Origin of the sequence: Bacillus sp. F56 (assembly GCF_001748205.1) — a bacterium.
Classification (GTDB): domain Bacteria; phylum Bacillota; class Bacilli; order Bacillales; family Bacillaceae; genus Bacillus; species Bacillus stercoris.
In genome coordinates, this window is the sequence record NZ_BDFC01000007.1 from 105,115 (window position 1) to 121,504 (window position 16,390).

At 42.0% G+C, this 16,390-nt stretch carries 19 protein-coding genes; 7 read left to right on the plus strand and 12 right to left on the minus strand.

Annotation, left to right across the window (positions count from 1 at the left end; translation table 11 throughout):
* Positions 1–46: 46 nt before the first annotated feature.
* From BFW96_RS11725 to BFW96_RS11735, 3 genes are all read right to left on the minus strand, one after another.
* Entirely contained in the window at positions 47–1,339 is a 1,293-nt protein-coding gene (locus BFW96_RS11725; protein WP_014664622.1) for an MFS transporter, read from the minus strand.
* 106 nt (positions 1,340–1,445) lie between these two features.
* Positions 1,446–2,054: a superoxide dismutase SodA gene (sodA, locus tag BFW96_RS11730; protein WP_069839500.1), complete on the minus strand. Its 609-nt coding sequence runs from the start codon at positions 2,052–2,054 to the stop codon at positions 1,446–1,448.
* 178 nt (positions 2,055–2,232) lie between these two features.
* Positions 2,233–2,715, minus strand: a complete 483-nt coding sequence (locus BFW96_RS11735; protein WP_014664624.1) for a DUF456 domain-containing protein — start codon at positions 2,713–2,715, stop codon at positions 2,233–2,235.
* Between the two features lie 110 nt (positions 2,716–2,825).
* Between BFW96_RS11735 and BFW96_RS11740 the strand changes: the two genes are divergently transcribed.
* The 3 genes from BFW96_RS11740 to ispG all read left to right on the plus strand — a co-directional run bounded on the left by BFW96_RS11740 (position 2,826) and on the right by ispG (position 5,237).
* On the plus strand, positions 2,826–3,587 hold the full coding sequence (locus BFW96_RS11740) for a DUF1189 domain-containing protein (protein WP_040082611.1): 762 nt from the start codon (positions 2,826–2,828) through the stop codon (positions 3,585–3,587).
* Between the two features lie 94 nt (positions 3,588–3,681).
* Positions 3,682–3,981, plus strand: coding sequence for a LysM peptidoglycan-binding domain-containing protein (locus BFW96_RS11745; RefSeq protein WP_040082610.1), 300 nt, complete (start codon positions 3,682–3,684; stop codon positions 3,979–3,981).
* Positions 3,982–4,103: 122 nt separating this feature from the next.
* Entirely contained in the window at positions 4,104–5,237 is a 1,134-nt protein-coding gene (ispG, locus tag BFW96_RS11750; protein ID WP_080487989.1) for a flavodoxin-dependent (E)-4-hydroxy-3-methylbut-2-enyl-diphosphate synthase, read from the plus strand.
* Positions 5,238–5,262: 25 nt separating this feature from the next.
* Here ispG and BFW96_RS11755 read toward each other — a convergent pair whose 3' ends face one another.
* Positions 5,263–5,652, minus strand: coding sequence for a DUF308 domain-containing protein (locus BFW96_RS11755; RefSeq protein ID WP_080478340.1), 390 nt, complete (start codon positions 5,650–5,652; stop codon positions 5,263–5,265).
* Positions 5,653–5,784: 132 nt separating this feature from the next.
* On the opposite strand from BFW96_RS11755, the gene BFW96_RS11760 reads away from it, so the two are divergent.
* Entirely contained in the window at positions 5,785–6,366 is a 582-nt protein-coding gene (locus BFW96_RS11760; RefSeq protein WP_069839501.1) for a hypothetical protein, read from the plus strand.
* A 40-nt stretch (positions 6,367–6,406) separates the two neighbouring features.
* On the opposite strand, the gene zur is transcribed toward BFW96_RS11760, so the two are convergent.
* On the minus strand, positions 6,407–6,844 hold the full coding sequence (gene zur, locus BFW96_RS11765; protein WP_004398578.1) for a zinc uptake transcriptional repressor Zur: 438 nt from the start codon (positions 6,842–6,844) through the stop codon (positions 6,407–6,409).
* A 136-nt stretch (positions 6,845–6,980) separates the two neighbouring features.
* The gene (locus BFW96_RS11770; RefSeq protein WP_014664630.1) at positions 6,981–7,862 is read right to left on the minus strand and encodes a YitT family protein; all 882 of its coding nucleotides are present in this window, start codon (positions 7,860–7,862) and stop codon (positions 6,981–6,983) included.
* Between the two features lie 115 nt (positions 7,863–7,977).
* Here BFW96_RS11770 and BFW96_RS11775 point away from each other — a divergent pair, with 115 nt between their 5' ends.
* Positions 7,978–8,232, plus strand: coding sequence for a DUF2624 domain-containing protein (locus BFW96_RS11775; protein WP_014664631.1), 255 nt, complete (start codon positions 7,978–7,980; stop codon positions 8,230–8,232).
* Between the two features lie 26 nt (positions 8,233–8,258).
* On the opposite strand, the gene BFW96_RS11780 is transcribed toward BFW96_RS11775, so the two are convergent.
* A complete protein-coding gene (locus BFW96_RS11780; RefSeq protein WP_069839502.1) occupies positions 8,259–9,152 on the minus strand; it encodes a deoxyribonuclease IV in 894 nt (297 codons plus the stop codon).
* Between the two features lie 9 nt (positions 9,153–9,161).
* Positions 9,162–10,478 (minus strand): DEAD-box ATP-dependent RNA helicase CshB, encoded by a 1,317-nt coding sequence (gene cshB / locus BFW96_RS11785; protein ID WP_041521384.1) that lies wholly within the window; start codon positions 10,476–10,478, stop codon positions 9,162–9,164.
* Between the two features lie 168 nt (positions 10,479–10,646).
* On the opposite strand from cshB, the gene BFW96_RS11790 reads away from it, so the two are divergent.
* Positions 10,647–11,384 carry a YqfQ family protein gene (locus BFW96_RS11790; RefSeq protein WP_014664634.1) on the plus strand — a complete coding sequence of 246 codons (738 nt, stop codon included), beginning with the start codon at positions 10,647–10,649 and terminating at the stop codon, positions 11,382–11,384.
* 122 nt (positions 11,385–11,506) lie between these two features.
* A complete protein-coding gene (locus BFW96_RS11795) occupies positions 11,507–12,451 on the plus strand; it encodes a 4-hydroxy-3-methylbut-2-enyl diphosphate reductase (RefSeq protein ID WP_069839503.1) in 945 nt (314 codons plus the stop codon).
* A 22-nt stretch (positions 12,452–12,473) separates the two neighbouring features.
* On the opposite strand, the gene BFW96_RS11800 is transcribed toward BFW96_RS11795, so the two are convergent.
* The 4 genes from BFW96_RS11800 to rpoD form a co-directional block, all read right to left on the minus strand.
* Positions 12,474–13,595, minus strand: a complete 1,122-nt coding sequence (locus BFW96_RS11800) for a Nif3-like dinuclear metal center hexameric protein (protein WP_069839504.1) — start codon at positions 13,593–13,595, stop codon at positions 12,474–12,476.
* Positions 13,588–14,238 (minus strand): tRNA (adenine(22)-N(1))-methyltransferase TrmK, encoded by a 651-nt coding sequence (gene trmK, locus BFW96_RS11805; RefSeq protein ID WP_069839505.1) that lies wholly within the window; start codon positions 14,236–14,238, stop codon positions 13,588–13,590. Before trmK ends, BFW96_RS11800 begins: the two co-directional genes overlap by 8 nt.
* A gap of 256 nt (positions 14,239–14,494) precedes the next feature.
* The gene (gene cccA, locus BFW96_RS11810; protein WP_040082599.1) at positions 14,495–14,857 is read right to left on the minus strand and encodes a cytochrome c550; all 363 of its coding nucleotides are present in this window, start codon (positions 14,855–14,857) and stop codon (positions 14,495–14,497) included.
* A 329-nt stretch (positions 14,858–15,186) separates the two neighbouring features.
* On the minus strand, positions 15,187–16,302 hold the full coding sequence (gene rpoD, locus BFW96_RS11815) for an RNA polymerase sigma factor RpoD (RefSeq protein WP_003226225.1): 1,116 nt from the start codon (positions 16,300–16,302) through the stop codon (positions 15,187–15,189).
* Positions 16,303–16,390 lie beyond the last annotated feature (88 nt).

The window sequence follows — 16,390 nt, forward strand, 5'->3', positions numbered from 1 at the left end:
GTTTTTTCGACTTTTTTCTACAGATAACCCCTTTTTGGCAAAAAAATTATCTCTCGCCTTTTAAAAGGGTCGGTTCTGTTACCCGTTTTTGGCCGTCTTCTTCCATGGTTTCATTTTCCCCTTCCTTCTCCTTAAAACGGATATCCTTGACAAAGTAATAAATCAAAGGATGTCCTATACCTAATATCGCAAGTGACAAAGGAATTCCCACGTCCTCTTTCAGAAGGGCCACGATCAGGAGGAAGCATAAAATCGAAACAATTCTGCCAGCGTTCAAAAACATTTCCCTTAGCACGATATATTCAATTCTTGCTTTTCTGGCATGCCTCGCGCGCCCTATCACATCATATGTAAGTGATACATATGGCACAAGCAACAGAGGATAGCCGATGGCAATAAAAACGCCATACGTTAATAATGTCGAAAAGCTCATATGAAACAGAATCAAAAACAGCGCGCCATACAAAATAAGTCCGCCCAGCAAAATCGATTTTTTTCTGGCCTTTTTCTTAATCAGCCTGGATGCAAAGTAGTAGGCAAAGAAGGAAACAGCTGAATTGACAAGGCCGAATGTACCGAGGGCAAGTTCGCTGTTTGTCTCAATAAATACAAACACACTGATTAAAAAGACAAAAATCCCTTCTCTCAAACCCTGAAAAAAATGCGCATTCGTAATTCTCCGCCAATTCATATTGCTATGGCGCTCTCCAAATACTTTGCTCAGCATAAAACGGCCCTTTGATTCTCTCCGTTTTAAGAAAAAGCTCATCACGACAGCGAGGGCAAATAAGCTGAGGGAGAGACTAAAAATGACTGTATAACCCGTATTATTTTCAAGCCTTGAGATCACGAATCCCGCTACAATCGGGCCGATCATTCCTGCAGAGGAAGACAGAATGCCCATAAACCCGTTGAAAAAGTCTCGCGTATCCGGCTCTGTTATTTCAAAGGTCAGCACGTTAAACGCTAGCCAATAAAAGCCATAGCCCACTCCGAGCACCGCTCCGATCAGCACGAGACGGCTGGCCGCCGTTTCTCCGGCTAAAAGCACACTTAAATAAAAGGCAGCTAAGAAAATGACGCCGAATCTTAAAATAAACACCCTGTCTATTTTTTTGGCTAACCGTCCAGCCAAATAAAAGGTTATCGGCTGCATTGTCACAACGGATAAATTATATATCGCCAAATCAATAAATTTCCCTGACTGCTTCCAAAGATACACATTAACAAATGTATTGGACAGTGCAATTCCCAGCGAGTAAAGCCCGCCAATGGTCAGCAGAAAGAGTAACCCTTTGTTTACGTCTACATCGCCTATCACTTTTTTTAGTTTGCTCATTACTGACTCCCCTTTACTATCCCTTAGTCTGTCTCACTCAAACTGAGATATGTAAAAAGAAGACATAAAAAAACAAGGTCCTTTATTGAGGACCTTGTTTGTGTCATTATTTTGCTTCGCTGTATAGACGAGCCACTTCATCCCAGTTTACAACTTTCCAGAAAGCTGAAATGTAATCAGGACGGCGGTTTTGATAGTTAAGATAGTAAGCATGCTCCCAAACGTCAAGACCCAAGATAGGCGTTTTGCCTTCTGAAAGTGGAGAATCTTGGTTTGGCGTGCTTGTGATTTCAAGTTTGCCGTTGTTCACAACAAGCCATGCCCAGCCAGAACCAAAGCGTCCAGCCGCTGCAGCTGCGAATTGCTCTTTGAATTTGTCAAAGCTTCCAAATACACTGTTGATCTCTTCAGCAAGCGCGCCAGTCGGTTCGCCTCCGCCGTTTGGAGATAAAAGTGTCCAGAATAATTTGTGGTTCGCGTGTCCGCCGCCGTTGTTGCGGACTGCAGTGCGGATGTTTTCAGGAACAGAATCAAGATCTGCAACAAGCTCTTCAACTGATTTGTTTGCAAGAGCAGTGTTTCCTTCAACCGCTTTGTTTAAATTTGTAACGTATGTGTTGTGGTGTTTCGTATGGTGAATAGTCATAGTTTCCTTGTCGATATGCGGTTCTAAAGCATCGTACGCATATGGTAATTCTGGAAGTTCGTAAGCCATGATAATTCCTCCTTAATATATATGTACTGAAATGCCGCTTCACAGCGAGCCTTTCTTCATTCAATGTAACAAAAGAATGCATTGTAATCAATGAAAAAGCTCACAATTTGGCTCATTTCAGCGGACATATTTCACTTTAACCGATAATCAGCACCATTAAACCTCCCGCCAGTATTTCTTATAGGACCGTCCATAAAAAATATCCGATCATCAAAAGCTGTATGATGCCCTTTGCAATGACGCCTGTTAAAAAACCAATGAGTGAACCGAGGCCAATTTTAAACGCTGACTTTAAGTCCTTCTGATGGACGATAAGTTCTGCACAAACAGCACCGATAAACGGACCCAATATGATCCCTGCAACCGGAATGACAAAAGGTCCGATTAATAAACCGATCGTGCTTCCCCATATGGCGGCCTTGCTTCCTCCGAACCTTTTCACTCCAAGCAGATTAGACACGTAATCTGCCGCGAATAATACTGCAGCAAAAACTGCCTCAACGAGCCAGAACATATAGGAATACGGACTGAATGAAAATAAAAATCCGTATAATATAAATCCGGCAACAATAAATACTACACTCGGAATAACAGGATACACCAGCCCGATAAAGGCGATGATAAAAACCGCTGCAATTAACAGCCAATACAACATATCCATAGTTTCCATCCTCCCATTTTACATCTGCCTTCTTCATATCTTCCTTGTATTCACACGCATGCAACGATACAATAAGCAACATATATTAGTTTAGCTAGGAAGTGAAGATAGTGAATGTGTTTCAGCTTTTCATTAAAAGTACATACTCTCCCCGTGATATTGCAAAAACAAGATTTCAAGGAATCGGTAAAGCGATTCTTTATGTATTTTTGCTCTCTGTCCTGTTTGCAATCCCTACCGCTTATTATGTAAGTACAGGGACCGTAAAATCAATGAATGGCTTTAAAACTGTTTTAAACAAAGATTTCCCTGATTTCACAATTTCAAACGGCAAACTTCAAACGGATGAGAAAAAAGCCACGGAATCTCAGGCAAATGGTTTCGTTATCGTGTTCGATCCGACAGACTCCTATGACATTGAACAAATTGAAGCAAAGCAAAACGCAATCGGCATCCTTCAGAACAAATTTGTTTTGGCCATTGACGGACAAGCCCAAGAAATGCCTTACTCAATGATGCCGTCAGAGTTACAGAAAAAAGATGTCATTGCAGGTTTAAACCAAAATAAAGCGATGATCGTAACTGTTCTCTCAGCACTTATTTTTCTCGTAACAGCTGCGGGGAAATTTATTGAAGTGTCATTCTTAGCGCTTATCGGGTTAATCATTAAGAATTCGCAGAAAAAACATCTATCCTATCATCAGCTTTGGAAGCTTTCTGCTTATTCCATCACCCTTTCGACTGTATTCTTTACAATCATGCGGGCATTAGAAGCAACCGTTCCAAGTGAATTTTTGCTTAACTGGTTTGTCAACTTTGTCATCCTGTTTCTCGTTTTAAAAGAGATTCCGTCCAAAAAAGCTCCTGTATAAACCGAGACTGCATTCGCAGTCTCTTTTCTTTTGTCATGATTCTAAATGGACAAGCATACTATGGTATAAAATTTCGTATGCGGGAGGAAAAGCGATGAAGCGTCTCACCTTAGTATGCAGTATTGTTTTTATTCTTTTTATTCTTTTTTATGACCTTAAAATTGGAACGATACCCATTCAGGACCTCCCTGTCTATGAAGCATCAGCAAAAACTGTTTCACAAGAACCAGCATATAAAACGGTGAAGGTAAAGCCGGGTGATACGGTTATGTCGATAGTCGGGTCAGCAGGTTCCCCAGATGACATTGTAAAGGATTTTGAAGCACTGAATCCGAATGTGAAAGCCAACGCCATTCAAGCCGGAACAGCGTACAAATTCCCGGTCTACCCTTAATTTAACGTTAATTTCTTGTCAGTTCGGCGAAGACACTGTTACAATGTAATTTGTAAAATAAATTCACATAAACCATACTAGAATTGTTATATCTAGAAGCGGCAACTACAATTAAGGAGCGATTGCAAGTGAGTGAAATCACACATCGTACAAAAACGCGTCCCGTCAAAGTGGGACCTTTAACAATAGGCGGCAACAATGAAGTTGTCATCCAAAGCATGACAACAACTAAAACACATGATGTAGAAGCAACGGTTGCGGAAATTAACCGTTTGGCTGAAGCCGGATGCCAAATTGTTCGGGTAGCATGTCCGGATGAACGGGCGGCAAACGCCATTGCGGATATTAAAAAGCGCATTTCCATCCCTCTCGTTGTTGACATACATTTCGATTATAAACTTGCGTTGAAGGCCATTGAAGGCGGCGCAGATAAAATCCGAATCAATCCCGGCAACATCGGCCGTCGCGAAAAAGTGGAAGCGGTTGTTAAAGCGGCCAAAGATAAGGGCATTCCGATCAGAATCGGGGTAAACGCAGGTTCACTTGAAAAACGGATTTTAGAAAAATACGGTTACCCAACTGCCGACGGAATGGTAGAAAGTGCACTTCATCACATTAAAATTCTTGAAGATCTTGATTTTCACGATATTATCGTCAGCATGAAGGCATCTGATGTGAACCTTGCGATCGAGGCCTATGAAAAAGCGGCAAAAGCGTTTGACTACCCGCTGCACCTCGGCATCACCGAGTCAGGAACACTGTTTGCCGGCACAGTAAAAAGCGCAGCAGGGCTCGGCGCCATTTTAAGCAAAGGCATCGGAAACACCCTGCGCATTTCATTAAGCGCAGACCCTGTGGAAGAGGTAAAAGTAGCAAGGGAGCTTCTGAAATCTTTCGGTTTAGCCTCCAATGCTGCCACGCTCATTTCATGTCCGACTTGCGGCCGTATTGAGATTGACCTGATCAGCATTGCCAATGAAGTGGAAGAGTATATCTCTAAGATAAAAGCGCCCATTAAAGTGGCTGTTCTCGGCTGCGCTGTAAACGGGCCTGGTGAAGCGAGAGAAGCTGATATCGGAATCGCCGGCGCACGCGGTGAAGGGCTGCTGTTCCGGAAAGGAAAAATTGTCCGTAAAGTTCCCGAGGAAACGATGGTTGAGGAACTCAAAAAAGAAATTGACATTCTTGCTGAGGAACACTATGCAAAGCTTGAAGCTGAAAAAGCAAATTTAAAAGAAGAAACACAAAAAGCTTGACGGGAACCCGTCAAGCTTTTTTGTGTTAGAAAAATGGAATAATAAATATTCCAAGCACTAATGAAACGACACCGATACCCATTGCCCAAGCACCCAGACCTTGAGCACCTCTTCTTCTTGCGATATAGCCGACAATAATACCGGCAGCTCCCAATAAAACAGGCAGTACAAACAATGAAATAATGGACAAGGCTAAAGCAATATATCCTATTCCCCGTCCTTCATTGACATTGCCGCCGCTGCGATCGTTATCTCGGTCATTGCTGCGGTCAGCAGCACGATAAGGCTCTGCAATTTCAGCAGCTGTTTCCTCAAAAAAACCGTCATTGTCGCGGGTAATATTTGTTCCTTCAGATCCATGATCAACATAGTAACTGTTGTTATCACGCTTTTCGTAATCGTATGCCACCTTCAATTCCCCCTTCTGTTTTATTAAAGGAGCTTTTATAGTTTGATCCATTTTGCCTGATTCATGTTTGCTAAACTTTTCTGTTAATGTCAATTGTTTATGTTACACTTGAAAGGATGAAACTGAAGGAGTGTGGGCATGTTACGCTTAGGAATAGATATTGACGGCACAATTACGGCTCAGGATACATTCGTCCCTTATTTGAACCGTTCGTTTAATCTTTCCATTTCATTAAACGATATGACGGATTATGATTTAACAAAACTGTTAAACATTACCCAGGAAGAATTTTGGGATTGGATGAATCAAAATGAAGCGATCATATATAAGGAAGCATTGCTTGCACAGCATGCAAAACAGTCACTTGACCTCCTCAAAGAGGAGCACAAGCTTATTTATATTACAGCGAGACGGACTCATTTAACTGATGTTACCTATGAATGGTTTGACAGACAAAACATTCATTATGATCACATCGAACTCGTTGGCGGTCATCACAAAGTTGAAGCGGTCAAAAACCATAACATCGACCTGTTTTTTGAAGATCATCATGGAAACGCCATGATGATTGCGAAGGAAGCCGGAATTCCGGTGATTTTGTTTAATTCCCCTTATAATCAGCTTCCGATTGATTCAAGCATCATCAGAGTGAACAACTGGCTGGAAGCCGTCCAATGGATAAACAACAACAAGCACCATTTGATACGTGTCAATAACTAAAAAAGGAGCCCAAACCGGGCCCCTTTTTCATATATATTCATTACGCAGTAGTGTTTTCTTGGTTTTCCGCTGTACAATCAGGGCAAGTGCCGTAAATCTCAAATTTATGCCCGCTGACCTGATAGCCATCCAAATCATCACAAAGCTTGTCCATCGGACATGATTCAATTTCCTTTGTTTTGCCGCAGGCAAGACAAATAAAATGATGATGGTGATGAGTGAATGAACACTTAAATCGGAAGAGCTTTTCACCAGACAGCTCAGTTGTTTCCAAAATCCCAAGTTCTTCATATAAAGAAAGGTTTCTGTAGATTGTATCAAAGCTTAAGCCTGGATAATCATCATTTAATGCAGACAGTACGTTTTTAGCGGTAAGATATCTGTCTGAATCAGCAAAAAGCTGCAGCATATCCTCCCGTTTGTTTGTATATTTATATCCGTTTTCTTTTAGTAGGTTCAGCGCTTCTTGTACGTTCATGAAGGGTCCCCCTTTTCGCTTTGCTTAAGAACGTATCCCATGTATGAAAAAGAAAATGGCAGCTGTCTGTCAGCAAGCCATTTTCTTTACCGCAGATAAAATTATACCCATAAAATGAATAAAAGTAAATGAAAGCCTAGTGGATTGCGTTTTTGAATTTTCCGCCTCTCGTTTCATGAGTATTCATAATTGTGATGAATGCATTTTGATCAACTTCAAACACGATTGATTTGAGCTTTGTCACTTCCAGCCTTGTGACAACCGCGTAAATCACGTCCTTTTCTTCGTCCGTATATCCGCCTTTGCCCTTCAGCTTTGTTGTTCCCCGGCCGAGACGGTGCAAAATAGCATCCGAAATCTCATCATACTGATCAGATACAATAATGACCGCTTTTGTTTCATCAAGCCCTTGGATGACGGCATCAATGGTTTTCATCGCAATGTAATAAGTCATGAAAGAGTACATCGCTTGCTCAGGACCAAACTCAAAACCAGCCCAAATGAAAATGAAAACATTGATGAGCATAACGAACTCACCCACTGAAAAAGGCAGCTTTTTCGTCAGCAAAATACCGAGGATTTCAGTGCCATCCATTGAACCTCCGTTTCGTATAACGAGCCCGACGCCAAAGCCGAGCAAAAGACCCCCGAACACAGTAGCCAAAATAGGCTGGGTTGTAAAGGCTTCTACATGGTGAAGTGAGGATTCAATAACGGCAAGCCCGACAATCCCTATAAACGTAGAGACAAGGAAGGTCTTACCGATATATTTATATCCGAAGATCATAAAAGGAATATTTAATATGACAACGAAAAAAGCGAAATTCAGAAAGGGGTTTGATATAAAGAGGTGGTCTAAAATAAGTGATACACCGATGATCCCGCCATCAATAAAATCATTGGGGATTAAAAATAATTCGATACTTACAGCCGCAGATGCAGCTCCAGCCAGAATCATAAAGACCCTGAAAATAAAATGGGAAAATGTTTCTCTCTTATGTTGTTTTGTTGGGGTCATAAAATCTCCTTTCCTGCAATAACTATTTTAAATACATTATAAATCTATTTTACCATTAAACACTGACACATTTTACTGATTTGCCCATACATTAAGTCTGGAGGTGGAATGATCGATGATTTTATTTCAAAGAATTATTTTGCAGCGGCTTAATCAGGCTACTGCTGACGATTTGCTGAAGTACTCAAAACAATACGGAATCAGCTTAACAAGATCGCAGGCCGTTGAAGTGGCGAACCTGTTAAACGGGAAAAATGTAAACATCTTTAATGAGAGTGAACGGATGCGGCTGTTGAAACAAGTAGAGACAATTACATCGAAAGAAACAGCTCAAACCGTTAATGAACTATTCAAACAATTCACAAGCTAAAAAATGGGGGTGTTATCCCCCATTTTTTATTGCTGTAAAATCTTTTCGAGCAATGTATCATCAAATTGTTTTTCTTTCAGCATTTCGATCTCAAAACGGTATGGCGGTTTTTTGTTCTTTTTATCCTCACCTACATACGGTGTTTCTAGAATTTTAGGAATGTCTTTTAACTGCTCATGGTGAACAACATATTGCAGAGCGTCAAAACCTATTTCACCAAAGCCGATATTTTCATGGCGGTCTTTTCTCGCGCCTTTGATGTTTTTGCTGTCATTGATATGAAGTACTTTAATACGGTCAATGCCGACGATTTTATCGAACTCACTCAGCACCCCGTCAAAGTCCTCAACAATGTTATACCCGGCATCATGTGTATGGCACGTGTCAAAGCACACTGACAAATGCTCATTGTGTGTAACGCCTTCGATAATCTGTGCAAGCTCCTCGAAGCTTCTGCCGCATTCTGATCCTTTACCTGCCATTGTTTCTAATGCAATCTGGACATTTTGTTTTGGATCAATCACTTCATTTAAACCTTCAATAATTTTTTTGATGCCGGCTTCAGCTCCTGCTCCTACATGAGCGCCAGGATGAAGGACAATTTGCTTCGCTCCGATGGCCGCTGTCCGTTCAATTTCAGAACGAAGAAAATCAACACCCAGCTCAAAAGTGGACGGATTTGTCGTGTTGCCAATATTAATAATATAAGGCGCATGTACGATAATCTCGTCAATGCCGTTTTCTTGCATATGTTCCCGGCCTGCTTCTATATTTAAGTCTTCAATTTTCTTTCGGCGCGTATTTTGCGGTGCGCCTGTATAGATCATAAACGTGTTCGCCCCATAAGAGACTGCTTCCTGGCTTGCTGCCAGAAGCATATGTTTTCCGCTCATAGAGACGTGTGAGCCTATTCTCAACAACAGGTTCCCCTACTTTCTTTTCTTAGATTGGTTTCTTCTCTGTTTTTTCTTGATTTTCTCCATCTCATAGCTCATTTTCTTTTTATATCCAGGCTTAACCTTCTTCGGCTTTTTCACGAGACGATGAGCAATTTCATCTGCTTCGTTCGGCGTTTTTTTACGCTTTTTGCGGCGCTGGCGGTCATCTCCTTTTTTCCATTCGCCCTTTTCAAGCTCTAAGTAATCAAATTCGATGCCCATTTTCTCAAGTTTTACTAATGCATCCTCATCAGAAAGCTCATAAATGGTCATCGCTTGTCCTGATGAGCCGGCTCGAGCCGTTCTGCCCACACGGTGAACATAGAAATCGAGATCATCCGGCAGCTCATAGTTGATAACGTGGCTGACACCTTTAATATCAATGCCTCTTGCAGCAAGGTCAGTTGCAATGACATAAGTGAATTCCAGATCATTGATCTGCTTCATGACTTTTTTCCGCTCACGTGGTGTTAATCCGCCGTGCAGCAGGCCGATTTTCATGCCTTTGCCAGTCAGATACTGGGCAATATGGTCAGCCGTGTTTTTCGTGTTGGCAAACACAATCCCCAGGTATGGATTCAGATGCGACATGATGTCAAAAAGGAGCTTGTCCTTGTCACGATGTTTCGAAGGGATAAGGATATGCTCAATTTTCGCAGCAGTCACCTGCTTTGGCTCCACATGGGCGTATTTTGGATTTTCCATGTATTTCTTTAAAAATGGTTTCAGCTTTTCCGGTATGGTCGCTGAGAACACAAGCATTTGCAGATCCTCAGGCATACGGGAACCGATGTAATCTACATCTGCAAGGAATCCCATGTCCAGCATTAAATCCGCTTCATCAATAACAAGAGCTTCCGCTTTATGAACACTTAACGCCTGTTCTTTGATTAAATCAGCAATCCGTCCGGGTGTACCGACAACAAGATGCGGCTGTATTTTCAATTTATCAATTGATTTTTGTTTGTCGGTGCCTCCGATAAAACATTTCGAGCGAATCTGACTTCCTTCTTCACCCTGCGTGATTTTAAGCGCTTCCTGATAAATCTGGTTGGCAAGCTCTCTTGTCGGAGCCGTAATAACAACCTGAACGACATCCTTAGCAGGATCGATTTTGTTTAATAAAGGCAGTAAATAAGCGTGGGTTTTTCCAGTTCCCGTCTGAGACTGGCCGATGACGCTTTCTTTTTTTAGCACTGCAGGAATCAGCCTTTTCTGGATATCAGTCGGTTCGTAAAAACCAAGGCGATGTACTGCATCTATAATAAACGGTTTCAATTCATAAAGTTCAAATTTCGTTTCTTTCATTTTTCCCAGCTCCTTAAAGCGGCACATTATGTGTCCATCATCACATTATACCCGATTTCGCTTAAAAACACCACGTTTGCAAGGCGTTTGTTTTATTCAGTTATGTAAAGCAAATACCGCAGCCCCTGCATATTCTAATAGCAGAGAGAGCTGAAAGGAGGTACAAGTATGTTTTCACCGCAGCAGCCAATGAGAAATTATCCACAGCCCGGACCGCCCCGCCCTATGCCAAATCAGCGAATGATGGGGAGAAGACCGCCTAATATGCGAGGGCCTTCATTTGGAGCACAGCAGCAGGGTTTTCAGCAAGCGGGACAATTTCTTCCTCAGGCAAATGCCGGAGCGAGAAATGGTGCGGGCGGAGGCTTAAAAGGGATGCTGTCAAAGTTCCTCCCCGGCGGAGGAGGCGCTGGCGGCGCCGGCGTTCCCGGCGTTCCTGGAGCAGGTGCAGCAGCGAGCGGAGGTGCAGGTCTGCAAGGCATTCAAAATATCGCCAATCCTGCATCTTTATCCAGTATGCTTGGAAATGTGCAAAAAGTACTCGGCATGGCGCAGCAAGTCACCCCTATGATCCAGCAGTACGGCCCTTTAGTCCGCAATCTGCCGTCATTGATGAAGCTGTACAGCCAATTAAGTAAAAGTGATGATACAGAGACAGAGAGCGATGAGGAAAGTAAAAAACAATCGGATTCAGATGAATCATCAGAAAAAGAGAAAGAGGATGAAACAAAAACCTCAGACGGGAACAAAAAATCAAAACCAAAAAGTTCTTCTCTGCCTAAGAAATCAAAAACACCTGACAATAAAGAGCAAGAATCAAAAACATCTGCTCCGAAGAAAAAAGAAGCTGCCTCTCCTGCCCCAAAAAGAACATCAGGCAGTTCAAAACCGAGATTATATATTTAACATTCTTTGATATCTGAAGTGAGATTGGCTATAATGAGATCAGAAGAATGCAAGAATAGAGCCGTTTGATTACGGCTTTTTATATTGCCTTTACTCACTTCAGTATTGGAGGACAACCGAAAATGGACGTAATTAAAATTTCGCCGCGCGGCTATTGCTATGGCGTTGTTGATGCTATGGTCATTGCCAAAAATGCGGCACTAGATAAAAGTTTGCCAAGACCCATCTATATACTCGGGATGATTGTTCATAATAAACACGTCACTGATGCGTTTGAAGAGGAAGGGATCTTTACATTGGACGGCTCTAACCGTCTGGACATTCTAAAGCAGGTTGACAAAGGAACTGTCATTTTCACTGCGCACGGTGTTTCTCCCGAAGTCAGAAGAATCGCAGACGAAAAAGGATTGGTAGCAATTGATGCTACATGTCCGGATGTGACGAAAACTCATAATCTAATCTTAGAGATGAAAGAAAAAGGATATCACGTGATCTATATCGGCAAAAAAGGGCATCCAGAGCCTGAGGGAGCCGTTGGCGTAGCGCCGGAAATCGTTCACTTAGTTGAAACAGAAGAAGATGTAAAAAACCTTGATATCCAAGCAGATAAGTTAATCGTGACGAATCAAACAACCATGTCTCAATGGGATGTTCACGACATTATGGAGCTTGTCAAAGAAAAATATCCTCATGTCGAATATCACCAAGAGATTTGCCTTGCTACTCAAGTGCGGCAGGAAGCTGTATCAGAGCAGGCGAAAAAAGCGGACTTAACAATCGTTGTCGGAGACCCGAAAAGCAACAATTCAAATCGGCTTGCACAAGTGTCAGAGGAAATAGCCGGCACAAAAGCATACCGGATCGGCGACTTAAGCGAATTAAAGCTTGAATGGCTGAAAGGCGTTAATACCGTTGCAGTTACAGCGGGAGCTTCAACACCTACGCCGATCACAAAAGAAGTCATTCGCTTTTTGGAGCAGTTCGATCACGAAGATCCATCAACTTGGACAACTGATCACAATGTACCGCTCAAAAAAATACTTCCAAAAGTAAAAGCAAAAAACTGAGGCTGTAAAAGCCTCAGTTTTTTTATAGAAATGTAAATGGATTTGTATCTGTTTCAGAAACAAAGATATTCACGTCATATTTTTTATCATTACACATTGATGTCAGTTTTCTCGTGACGCCTTCTTTCATGATTTTTTCCACGTAATGGCCCGGATCAACCACATTCAGGCCAAGCATCATCGCATCATGGGCCACATGGAAATATAAATCTCCTGTAACGTAAACATCGGCGCCCTTTCGTTTTGCATGGTGAATATACTTGTTTCCATCTCCTCCAAGAACAGCTACCTTTTTCACCATACTGTCAGCATCCCCCACCATTCTGACACCATTGACATCAAGCTTGTCTTTCACATATAAAGCAAATTCCTTGAGCGTCATCTCATTTTTAAGGGTTCCGACATGGCCGAGCCCTTTTTCGGCGGAAGACTGTTCAACAGGATAGATGTCGTAAGCGACTTCTTCGTATGGATGGCTTTTTATCATTGCATTGATAACAGCTTTTTCGATGCTTTTAGGAAATACAGTCTCAAGCCTTACTTCATGAACAAGCTCAAGCTCTCCTACTTCACCGATAAAAGGCTTAGCTCCGTCCAATGGCTTGAAGCTGCCGATCCCTTCAGACGAAAAGGCGCAATGGCTGTATTCGCCGATATGGCCGGCGCCAGCATTTCCAAGCGCGGCTCTGACCTGCTCTTCATATTCCTTCGGCACGTAGACGGCCAGCTTTTTTAGAGGATCCGTATAAGTAGGCGCCAGCACTTCCGTCTCACGCAGCTCTAGTGCTTCAGCAAGCAAATCATTCACGCCGCCGTCCGCAACGTCTAAATTTGTATGAGCTGCATAAACAGCAATATCATGCTTCAAACACTTTTCAATTAACCTTCCGGCAGGCTGATCTGTTGAAATATGCTTGAGCGGCCGAAAAATAGGAGGATGGTGTGCAATAATCAAATCAACCTCTTTTTCAATCGCTTCATCGACAACGCTCTCCAACACATCAAGTGTAACCATCACATTTTTAATCGGTTTGTTTAAGGTGCCGATTTGCAGGCCGATTTTATCTCCTTCGACCGCATAGGCTTTCGGGGAAAATTGTTCAAACAGCTGGATGATCTGCTGCCCATTTACGCTTTTAGCCATGATCGATTACCTCCTTTAACAGCTCCATTCGATCGGAGAGCTCCTTTAATTTTTGTTTATTTTGCTCTGTGCCTGCGGCTTGTCTAATCTGCTCATAAATGTTTTGAGTGTGCTGAAGCTCTTGTTTCCACTTTTTCAAAAAGACAGCATTTTTTTCTTTTGCCAAAAAAGGGCCGACGAGCATTCCGGCTGATAAAGAAATACCGGCATAAGCCGCATCTCTGTCTCCCGCTTCGGCTACCAGCACCTCATAGCACTTTCCGTCCTCTTCAAGGATTACCTCATCTATCAGCGCATACCCTTCTTTATAAAGCCACTCCCTGATATGAACAGCATGAATATTCGGCTGTAAAATAAGGCGTTCCTTCCCCGTTAATTTGTCTTTACCCGCTTCTAAAATGTGAGCGATCAAAGCCCCGCCCATTCCGGCAATCGTAATGGCATCAGCTTCACCTTTTTTAATCACTTCCAGTCCGTCTCCCTGTCTTACAGAAATACGAGAGTCTAAACCTGATTTTTCAACCTGCCGCTTTGCAGACAAAAACGGGCCGTCTGTTATTTCTCCGGCAATCGCTCCGCTGGCTTTATGATTCAGCACCGCATAACAAGGAAGGTATGCGTGGTCAGAGCCGATATCGGCCATCACAGCTCCATTCGGTATGTATTCCGCTACTGTTTGCAATCGTTTAGATAATTTTAATTCGTTCACTTGTCATCACAACTTTTCTCAATCATTTTTTCCTTTACTATCATATAAAAAATCAGCTCGGAATCCAAGCTGAAGCAAATGATTTTGAGATTATTTCTTTTGATGCGAGTCTGTACGCGGCAGTCAAAAATAAAAGGCTGTCGAGAACATCTCGGCGGCCTGTGAATGTATAAAGAGAAATATGGTTCTTTTATTTAATTTTTGACACCCACTCTGCCATATCATCCAGCTTATCTGCCGGAACAAGACCGGAAGGCATTCCATTACCGCCTTTTTCGATCTTTGTTTTAATTTCAGCGACATCTTTCTTATCCCCTACACCTTTTAAGCTCGGACCCGAAACACCTTCATAATTTTCACCGTGGCATGTGATGCAGTTTGCCTTGTAAATTTCTTCTGGTGAAGCGTTTGCATCTTTCTTTTCAGCAGATTTGCTTTCTCCTCCGCTTGCAATCTCTCGAGAGTCATCAAGTCCTTTTACTGATAAAAAGAAAGTTAGACCAATTCCTAAAACAGCGATCAGTAAAAATGGAATAAGCGGGTTCCATTTCATTTCCCTTCCCCCTTTTTGATCCTTCCCCCTATGTAAACACTTCTAATTCTAACTTATTTTAACAAAAAGTAAATGGATTGCTATACAAAAGTTTTTTATTCACACTTTATACAAAATTGAATAGAGACATGCCTATTTCTCTAATATCCTTTTTATTCTATTGTATAATGTATTGTATACGCTTACAATAGAAAATATGGAATTAGATTTTGAAATTTTTCATCACAATGTTCATTTGCAAATGACATCATTTTTCAGTAAAATAAAGGCATATTATCCATATATCTTTTTTAAAAAAAGAAGAACGGATCTGCAAGACCCGTTCCATCTTATTCGAGGAAATCTTTCAAACGTTTACTTCTGCTAGGATGTCTTAGTTTCCGCAACGCTTTGGCTTCGATTTGTCGAATACGCTCTCTCGTTACTCCAAATACTTTGCCGACCTCTTCTAATGTTCTTGTACGGCCATCATCAAGACCGAATCGAAGACGCAATACATTTTCTTCACGATCAGTTAACGTATCAAGTACATCTTCCAGCTGCTCTTTTAACAGCTCGTATGCGGCGTGATCTGAAGGTGAAGTTGCTTCTTGGTCTTCAATAAAATCACCAAGGTGTGAGTCATCCTCTTCACCGATCGGTGTTTCCAGTGATACCGGCTCTTGTGCAATCTTTAAGATTTCGCGTACTTTTTCAGGCGTTAAATCCATATCTTCCGCAATTTCTTCAGGTGTTGGTTCTCTGCCTAAGTCTTGAAGCAATTGACGCTGCACACGGATTAATTTATTAATGGTTTCCACCATATGAACGGGAATCCGGATCGTTCTCGCCTGATCGGCAATAGCGCGTGTAATCGCCTGTCTGATCCACCACGTAGCATACGTACTGAATTTATAACCTTTGCGATAATCAAATTTTTCAACGGCTTTCATCAGACCCATGTTTCCTTCTTGGATCAGGTCGAGGAACAGCATACCGCGTCCGACATACCGTTTTGCGATACTGACAACAAGCCGCAGGTTCGCTTCAGCCAATCTGCGTTTAGATTCTTCGTCACCTTCTTCAATCTTTTGAGCGTAGGCGATTTCTTCTTTTGCAGATAGAAGGTTAACCCGACCGATCTCTTTTAAATACATACGAACTGGGTCATTGATTTTAACGCCAGGCGGTACACTTAGGTCATTAAGGTCAAATTCTTCTTCGGCTTTGGCAAGCTGCTGAATATTAGGATCTTCTGTTTCTTCATTCTCACTAATTAATTCAACACCTTGTTCACCTAAAAATTCATAATACTCATCCATTTGGTCTGATTCAATTTCAAAGCTGGACATACGCTCAGCGATTTCTTCATATGTCAAAACGCCACGTTTTTTACCAGACTCTGTTAATTGCTCTTTTACTTGGTCAAATGTTAATTCTGTCTCGTGGGTTTGTTTATCAGCCATTATGGATCCCTCCTTCCAAAGCTTGCAACGAATTCTATAAGCGGTATGATTCTTATTCGGTCCATTCAGGCGTTTTCTATATGAACTG

Excerpts from the sequence above, each read along its gene's own strand:
- BFW96_RS11725 (WP_014664622.1), bottom strand. The coding sequence starts at position 1,339 with ATGAGCAAACTAAAAAAAGTGATAGGCGATGTAGACGTAAACAAAGGG.
- sodA (WP_069839500.1), bottom strand. The coding sequence starts at position 2,054 with ATGGCTTACGAACTTCCAGAATTACCATATGCGTACGATGCTTTAGAA.
- BFW96_RS11735 (WP_014664624.1), bottom strand. The coding sequence starts at position 2,715 with ATGGATATGTTGTATTGGCTGTTAATTGCAGCGGTTTTTATCATCGCC.
- BFW96_RS11745 (WP_040082610.1), top strand. The coding sequence starts at position 3,682 with ATGAAGCGTCTCACCTTAGTATGCAGTATTGTTTTTATTCTTTTTATT.
- BFW96_RS11760 (WP_069839501.1), top strand. The coding sequence starts at position 5,785 with ATGTTACGCTTAGGAATAGATATTGACGGCACAATTACGGCTCAGGAT.
- zur (WP_004398578.1), bottom strand. The coding sequence starts at position 6,844 with ATGAACGTACAAGAAGCGCTGAACCTACTAAAAGAAAACGGATATAAA.
- BFW96_RS11770 (WP_014664630.1), bottom strand. The coding sequence starts at position 7,862 with ATGACCCCAACAAAACAACATAAGAGAGAAACATTTTCCCATTTTATT.
- BFW96_RS11775 (WP_014664631.1), top strand. The coding sequence starts at position 7,978 with ATGATTTTATTTCAAAGAATTATTTTGCAGCGGCTTAATCAGGCTACT.
- cshB (WP_041521384.1), bottom strand. The coding sequence starts at position 10,478 with ATGAAAGAAACGAAATTTGAACTTTATGAATTGAAACCGTTTATTATA.
- BFW96_RS11790 (WP_014664634.1), top strand. The coding sequence starts at position 10,647 with ATGTTTTCACCGCAGCAGCCAATGAGAAATTATCCACAGCCCGGACCG.
- BFW96_RS11795 (WP_069839503.1), top strand. The coding sequence starts at position 11,507 with ATGGACGTAATTAAAATTTCGCCGCGCGGCTATTGCTATGGCGTTGTT.
- BFW96_RS11800 (WP_069839504.1), bottom strand. The coding sequence starts at position 13,595 with ATGGCTAAAAGCGTAAATGGGCAGCAGATCATCCAGCTGTTTGAACAA.
- trmK (WP_069839505.1), bottom strand. The coding sequence starts at position 14,238 with ATGGCCGATATCGGCTCTGACCACGCATACCTTCCTTGTTATGCGGTG.
- cccA (WP_040082599.1), bottom strand. The coding sequence starts at position 14,857 with ATGAAATGGAACCCGCTTATTCCATTTTTACTGATCGCTGTTTTAGGA.
- rpoD (WP_003226225.1), bottom strand. The coding sequence starts at position 16,302 with ATGGCTGATAAACAAACCCACGAGACAGAATTAACATTTGACCAAGTA.